7 protein-coding genes and 2 rRNA genes are annotated in these 7436 nt (G+C 38.2%); 1 reads left to right on the top strand and 8 read right to left on the bottom strand.

Features of this window, described 5'->3' with window-relative positions:
• Positions 1–155 precede the first annotated feature (155 nt).
• Positions 156–1577 (bottom strand): sugar transferase, encoded by a 1422-nt coding sequence (locus WCS89_04680; GenBank protein MFA6554766.1) that lies wholly within the window; start codon positions 1575–1577, stop codon positions 156–158.
• A gap of 20 nt (positions 1578–1597) precedes the next feature.
• Here WCS89_04680 and WCS89_04675 point away from each other — a divergent pair, with 20 nt between their 5' ends.
• Positions 1598–2749, top strand: a complete 1152-nt coding sequence (locus WCS89_04675) for a glycosyltransferase family 4 protein (GenBank protein ID MFA6554765.1) — start codon at positions 1598–1600, stop codon at positions 2747–2749.
• 22 nt (positions 2750–2771) lie between these two features.
• Here the strand turns inward: WCS89_04675 and WCS89_04670 are convergent, their stop codons facing one another.
• The 7 genes from WCS89_04670 to WCS89_04640 form a co-directional block, all read right to left on the bottom strand.
• Complete coding sequence (locus WCS89_04670; GenBank protein MFA6554764.1) at positions 2772–3461, bottom strand: hypothetical protein; 690 nt, start codon at positions 3459–3461, stop codon at positions 2772–2774.
• Positions 3462–3470: 9 nt separating this feature from the next.
• Positions 3471–3887, bottom strand: a complete 417-nt coding sequence (locus tag WCS89_04665; GenBank protein MFA6554763.1) for a hypothetical protein — start codon at positions 3885–3887, stop codon at positions 3471–3473.
• Between the two features lie 63 nt (positions 3888–3950).
• On the bottom strand, positions 3951–5132 hold the full coding sequence (gene rodA, locus WCS89_04660) for a rod shape-determining protein RodA (GenBank protein ID MFA6554762.1): 1182 nt from the start codon (positions 5130–5132) through the stop codon (positions 3951–3953).
• On the bottom strand, positions 5119–5874 hold the full coding sequence (locus WCS89_04655; GenBank protein ID MFA6554761.1) for a hypothetical protein: 756 nt from the start codon (positions 5872–5874) through the stop codon (positions 5119–5121). The genes rodA and WCS89_04655 overlap by 14 nt, the downstream gene beginning before the upstream one ends.
• A 22-nt stretch (positions 5875–5896) precedes the next feature.
• On the bottom strand, positions 5897–6775 hold the full coding sequence (locus tag WCS89_04650; protein MFA6554760.1) for a hypothetical protein: 879 nt from the start codon (positions 6773–6775) through the stop codon (positions 5897–5899).
• Between the two features lie 161 nt (positions 6776–6936).
• Positions 6937–7044 (bottom strand): 5S ribosomal RNA (gene rrf / locus WCS89_04645).
• A 170-nt stretch (positions 7045–7214) separates the two neighbouring features.
• Positions 7215–7436, bottom strand: a 23S ribosomal RNA gene (locus tag WCS89_04640); the annotation flags it as partial.

Genomic DNA, 7436 nt, shown 5'->3' with positions numbered 1-7436 from the left:
GTTTATCTCGACACGGTCAGCCCTGCTCGTATTAGGGAACGCCTCGCAGGGCTGCCTATTCTCACGACGCTATTCGTAGTTATAAAACTCGCAATCCAGCGTCGTTCCGAAATGTCTCGAAAAACATGAACTTGAAGTTTTCTCTTCGCCGATAATCACCTCCCCACCCTTTTCATCAAAATCTGAATAGTACGCAAAGCAATCTTTACATCCAACATAAGAGAACGGTTTTTGATGTAATAAAGATCATAAGAAAGTTTATCGCGAGTATCTTCAGTAGCAACAGCATGATGAGGGTGAGCTTCGTGATATATTTGTGCCCAACCGAAAAGACCCGGTTTTACCAAGTGTCTAGCGTTGTAATAAGGTATTTCTTTATTATAAATAGTTACAAGTTGTGGAAGTTCTGGGCGTGGACCGACCAAAGATAGATCACCGCGAACAACATTCCAAAATTGTGGTACTTCATCTATACGTGATGTCCTGAGAAACTTACCAACACGAGTTACAAAAAGTTTTGTTGTACCACCATTTTCATATTTACCATTATCATTTCCGGACATACTGCGGAATTTCACAATCTTAATAGTCTTTCCATTTGATCCAATTCTTTCTTGAGTAATAAATGTTTGTCCACGATCTTCCATTTTGATTGCAAAATAGACAATTGGATAAAATACTAAAGATATGACTCCTCCAATAAAAGCAACCACAATATCAATCAACCTTTTCAAGACATCATATACACGTCTATTTCCTAGAGATGTACCAGAATTCTCAACCAACCACCTCTCTCCAACCATAGATATAGGAATACGATCAAAGATTGATTCGTACAATTTACCAGCATCTATAATCTTTACTCCAGAAAATACCAAGGAATACAAGAACGGCATTGCAGACTCTACTGATTTATCACGTAAATCGGCGACAATGACTGAGGCATCACTATCATGTACAGCTGTACCAATAGAAGCTACTATTTCTTCAACACTACCTTTTGGGATAACGTGTTCTTTGAAGACCAAACCGTAACGATCATTACTATTCACTTCTTCCAGTAAATCAACAACATCTTCACCTGTTCCAACCAAGATAGCTCTTTGTTTCCTAGAAATACTGAGGACTGGAAACATGACGATTCTCCACAAGAATAGAAGCAAAGTTGAAACAATAAAATAAATAATCAAGTTTGCTTTAGGAGCAATACCGACTGGTGCCAAATAGAAGAACATTACACCTATGAAAATATTGACCAACTGAACACGGAAAAGTAAACCTTGGATATGTTTACGGATAAAAGCAGCTTGTTTATCGTAAAGACCGGCACTAAAACTTACCAAAATAAAAACTATAAAAAGAATGGTAAAAGACAACAAGTGGTTCATGAGAAGTTGTCTTGTGGGCATTTCCCCGTATCTAATAGCCAAGGTCAGAATAAGAGAAAAAACGTAGGTTACAAGGTCTCCTACTATTAATGTCATTACTCCTCTGGAATTTGAAGCCGAAGTCATGACACATACGTTACCACTCTTTTTTAAAACTTTCAAGTCTGGACCGCTTTTTATTATAGCCAAATTATGCTAGTTTTAAAGGAATGAAAGTCTTATATATAATAACCAAATCCAATTGGGGCGGTGCTCAAAGACACGTTTTTGACCTTTCTGTAGCCATGAAAAACAAAGGTCACGATGTCTGGGTCGCTCTAGGTGGCGAAGGACTATTGAAAAAGAAACTGGAAGAAGCTGGTATTTATACATTTTCAATAGCTTCACTTGGTCGTGATATCTCCCCCAGCAAAGATGCTGGTTCATTCAAAGAAATTTTTACAATCATAAGAAACAAGCGACCAGATATCATTCATCTACACAGTCCAAAAGCCGCTGGACTAGGATCTTTGGCTGGTAGATTACTCAGAGTCAAATCAATAATAACAACGGTACATGGATGGACATTCAATGAAAATCGTCCTATTCAAGAAAGAATAGCTATTAGATTCTTCTCATGGCTTACAATGATTCTCTCTCACACGACTATCCTTCTATCAGAACGTGAATACAATCAAGCTGTCTATTTCCCTGGTGTCAAAGAAAAACTTAAACTTATCTACCCGGGTATAAAATCCCCAACTTTCATATCCGTAGATGGAGCAAAGCAAATCATTGCCAAAATGATTGGACTAGATTTGGTAGATTTTTACAAAAAAACTGTTATAGGAACAATCGCCGAACTTCATCCAAACAAAGGTCTCAACTATCTTATAGAATCAATGGTAACAGTTACCGAACAACAACCAAACTCTATCTGTGTCATTATTGGAAATGGTCAGGAAGAATCATCCCTTAGAGCCTTGATCGCTGAAAAGAAATTGGGACAAAAAGTATTTTTAACTGGATACTTGGACAATGCCAATGAACATATAAAGGCTTTTACTGTCTTTGTTCTACCATCAATAAAAGAAGGTTTACCTTACGCCATTCTAGAGGCGGGATGTGCTGCTCTTCCAGTCGTAGCTACTCCTGTCGGCGGAGTTCCAGAAATTATTGACGATATGAAATCTGGTATTCTCATACAACCAAAAAATTCCCGAGAGTTAGCACATGCTATATCATTTATGATTGAACATCCTGAAGATCGTAAAAAATACGGAAATACCCTCAAGGAGCGCGTTGCGACAAAATTCTCTATTGACAAGATGGTTGAGGAAACAGAAAAATTATACGAGAATAAAGAAGTAAAGACTCCATAGCTCTACTATAATAGTTCTTTATTTATTGACAGATGGCTGTACCAGTTATCGTCGATGAATTATATCCAGTAAATCCAGAACATCTCCAACCTGTACGATCGCCATTTGGAGCAGTAACAGCTAAAGCACTACCATCACATCCACCACCTACAACGTGCTTACCTGCAGGACAAAATGCGGTGCAACTAATAGGATTGGTAGAAACGTGAACAGGATTGGTCTGTCCTACAGTTGTACAAGTTACGTACTCAGTCGCAGGACTACCATTTCCAGCATTCCCAATCGTATTGGCACCACCCGAACCGTTTGAATTTAATACTCCCAAACTTTTCCATTGTGCATTTCCACTACCATCATTTGCCAAGACATAACCCGGCTTATCAGAATCATTACCACCAACCTTCAAAGTATTTGTTATAGTGAGTCCACCAACACCCAAACCGCCTTGGAACCACCCCGACCCTTCAACTTCAAGAGCATAGTTATTTAACAAAGTTGCAGGATTTACACTTGGACTGGCTGTACCAATAGCCAAAGATCCCAATTTGTACTGGGCTTTTGTGCTGACATTGATAGGTGCCGGGGTATTGTTATTTGGCGCTATACCAGTAGCAGGAATCCAATCTGACGCAAGTGCCGATATAGCAAAAATCCCAAAAAATAATCCGGTGGCCGAGGCAATCTTTGTTAAACTTGGTGAAAAATTTTTCATAATTTATTATTATTTTAAAGATTTATTAATTTCATTGAAAATATCAGATTTTTGTTTACCACTCTGATTAACAGTTGCCTTTCTCAACTCCACAGCAATATCGGCTTTTTGTTTGCTAGATATTACAACTTCTGACCTTTTCAACTCATCGGCAATTTGAACTGGAGTAGAAAGCGTTTTGTTACTTATATTTGAGACTTCCAGTTTATTTTGTTGTTTATAATTATTCCACAATAAAACTAGACTTATAATAATTGTCGCAATGATTATTAATATGAGAAAACCGAGTAAACGACGATCTTTGAGCTGTTCTGCTGAAATATCTGTAGGTGCATCTAACGGTACATCTCTTGGTGTGTCTACTAGCACATCCAATGATGTGTCTGACGGTTCTAATATAACTTCTGATTCGGACAAATTGACCATATACTTGTATTATAACACTCTGTTTACCGTTTATACTAAAAAATATGTTAACAGTACAACCTATTACTGCGGTCCTAAAAACTCATTCCTAGCCATATCCTTATGAACGGTTCTAGAATACCTACGCATTGACATAAGTAGTCCAAGGAGGATGAATTCTGAAAGGATGTGCGTGCCTCCATAACTCATAAATGGCAAGGGTGTACCTGTGACTGGTAAAAGCTGTATATTCATTCCAACATTAATACCTATATGCACGATAAAATATATAGCCGTACCAGCACCAAAAAGTATTTCAAAATTGGTGGAACCTTTCATCGCTGACTTTATAATTCTCCAGATTATTATTCCATAGAGAGTGAATAGAATCACAACCCCTGCAAAACCCCATTCTTCGGCAAAAGCGGCGAAAATGAAGTCCGTCTGATATTCAGGTAGAAATTTCAAGCGTGATTGTGTACCATAACCCACTCCCTTGCCCCAAAAAGTACCTGAGCCAACAGCAATAGTTGATTGGTAAGCATTATAGCCAGCCCCACGAATGTCAGAGAGAGGGTCAACGAAATTACGTATTCTATCTTTTTGATATTCTTTGAAAGCAAAACTCCAAAGCAGAGAGAAACTAACCAACGCAAGAACTATCATTGCTAACAGATGTTTCTTTGAAACTCCAGAGACCATAATCATGCCCAGCCAAATAAGAGCAATAATCATGGCCGATCCAAGGTCTGGATGAACCAAAACTAAAATAAAAAATAAGAAAGCGTAAAAACCAGAAACTAAAATATGTCTAACATTGGCGATTTCTATGTGACGTCTAGAAAAATACTTTGCAAGAATTATAACTAGAACTATTTTAGCAAAATCTGAAGGTTGAAATGAAAAAAAACCAAAATTGAACCAACTTTGAGCACCATGAGAAACTTTACCAAGAACAAACAATGCACTGAGAAGTCCTGTCGTCGCAAGGAACAAGGTTACAGAAACTGACGTAGAACGAAGTGATCTTGCATCAATAAAACTAACCGCAAAAAATACAATGACCGAAAAGATTATCACCGCTATCTGATGAAATGCAAAATAATTATCCCCCGTAAAGGAATACATCGTAATCAAACCAGCCGCTAGAACTGGTATAACAGAAAAAAATAGCCACCAATCTATATGTGATGATTCTAGGTTTTCTTTAGCACCAATCTTTGATATTGAAAATAATGAAAGTTTCACCTCCCTATTCTGCCACATAGAGCACTTCAATGGAAATCACTTCACCGTTTCTGTTGATATTCCAAGTGAAAGGTGCGACTTCGGTTGATTGTGGAGGTATCTGATCTAAGGTTGTCTTAGAAAAACCGATGGCATCATTTTCCTTGTTATATAAAACAACAAAGACACTTATCCTACCGATTGTCTCTAAACTATTATTCTTCAAACTGACTTGAAGTGAAGAACCTGTAGAATCCTCACGATAATCTTTGTTACCAACAACGATAGGTGAAAGTGTATCTATTTTTTTATACCAATTTGGAACAGACGTAAATTCAAACGAGACTTTGGTTGGTATTCGCTTCCCTACATTCACAGCCCCCTGAAAAGCCAATGTGTTCCTGTGTGGTGGCAGTGTTATCGTACTAGCTTGATCAATAATAAGGATCCCGTCTTTGTCATACAAAGACATGTGATATGGAACATTTTTTGCTTCACCTTCTGTATTTGGATTGATTATATAAGTAGCGACATTGTAAAGCTCTGGTGCAACCTTTTCCAATCGTGTCCAAGCAACATTAGGAGACGTAAAGGAACTTTGGCAAAGAAGAGAACATCTACCTCCACAATCCAAACCCTGTTCACCACCATTCTGGATACCATCAAAACAAGTCGGGGCTTTGTAGAAAACAAGAAATGCTGGTACACCAATACCACCAACAACTATTACACCAGCAATAGTTGCATACAATAATTTTCTTTTTGAGGACCAAGATATCATGAGGAAAGGTTAGGGATTTATACTATGAAAGAGGACTTGTGGACAGAGCCCAAATTAATGCGACCATAACCGGAACACCTATAACCATAAAAGCAATCAACCATTTTTTGAATGTAGCTGTAACAACATTTGGTAGACGTGTTACCTTCAAAGAACTGTAGAGTTTGTACATATATATCAAAGCTAATGGACTCAATACCGTAGTCAATCCTAAATTAAGGATTATTCCCAAAACTACTTCACCTGTAGATTTTGGCTGAATACTCAAAAGTGACTGGATGATAAAAGCTAATCCAGCCAGAACAATAGCTCCAATAATATAAACAAGGGCCAAGAAGAGAATACGGCCAAATGTTTCAAACCATCTACCACTAACCAAGCTATAACTTTCTTCTAGTGCAGAAAGGCCTTTTTTATTTTCCAATACAAGAGTAAATAGGTACATTCCAACATAGACTCCGACTATTATTCCAGGGATGACTAAAAATACAGCTGAACCAAAGAATACTAATGTCTGAATAATGACCAACAAAATAACAGACCAGAAATATTTGAATCCAAACTTATACTGATCTTTGAATTTTATAGCTACACCAGGCTCTGTAGACAATCTATGAATAGCACCTATAGCCGCTGATTGCATAGGAACATAGAATACAATTGCCACCAAAATCATAATAATCGCGATAAGAATTAACAATGGGTTTCTGGTCATAGCAAAAATCTGACCGATATACATCACAGCTGTAGGAGCTATGACAATAGGGACAATCACTTTCCAATTATTCTTGAATAATTGCCAAGCTGAAATAAAAAGGCTTACTGGACCCTCTAGGAGTTTTGAACTTTCAATTTGATTCTGATTTGGCGTAGGGAGGTTAACGTTTGTATTTGGTTCCATAAAATTATAAATAATATTAAACGATAAGAACTATTGGTATATTATCGCATACTCAACCTCGTCTTGTCATTCGTGAGGTCCGACCTCACGGTAAACAAAAAGCACCCTGAGCTTGTCGAAGGGTGCTTTTTACTAAACTATTGAAAACCTTGAATCCTATGTTCTGGCGGCAAGCTACTTTCGCCCATTAGGACTATCATCGCCGCAACTACGTTTAACTTCCGTGTTCGGAATGGGAACGGGTGTTGCCATAGCGCCAAACCACCAGAACGCAGGATTCAAGAAGCAAGAGTAGAGATAGGAGTTAAGAGTTAAGAGTTAAGAAAAACGCATTTTTTGTGTTCTTCTTACCTCTTACCTCCTATCTCTTACCTCTCCTCGTGCCCACATATCTCAAATATAATTACACGCAATATGAACAAATGTATTCACGTACAAAGTTCCTAATAGGATGGGCGGATTAGTACTTCACGGCTCAACACCTTACGGTGCTTACACCTAAAGCCTATCAACGTAATCATCTCTTACGGGCCTCATCCGATACCTAATCTTGGGGCCGGCTTCCCGCTTATATGCTTTCAGCGGTTATCCGATCCAGACATAGCTGCCCTGCGGTGCCGTTGGCACGACAGCAGGTAGACCAGAGGTCTGTTCAACTCGG

Source organism: Candidatus Paceibacterota bacterium (assembly GCA_041666915.1).
Classification (GTDB): Bacteria; Patescibacteriota; Minisyncoccia; order Phycocordibacterales; family PALSA-1337; genus C7867-002.
The sequence above is the reverse complement of the archived record's forward strand: the minus strand, read 5'-3'. Positions and strand labels throughout refer to the sequence as shown.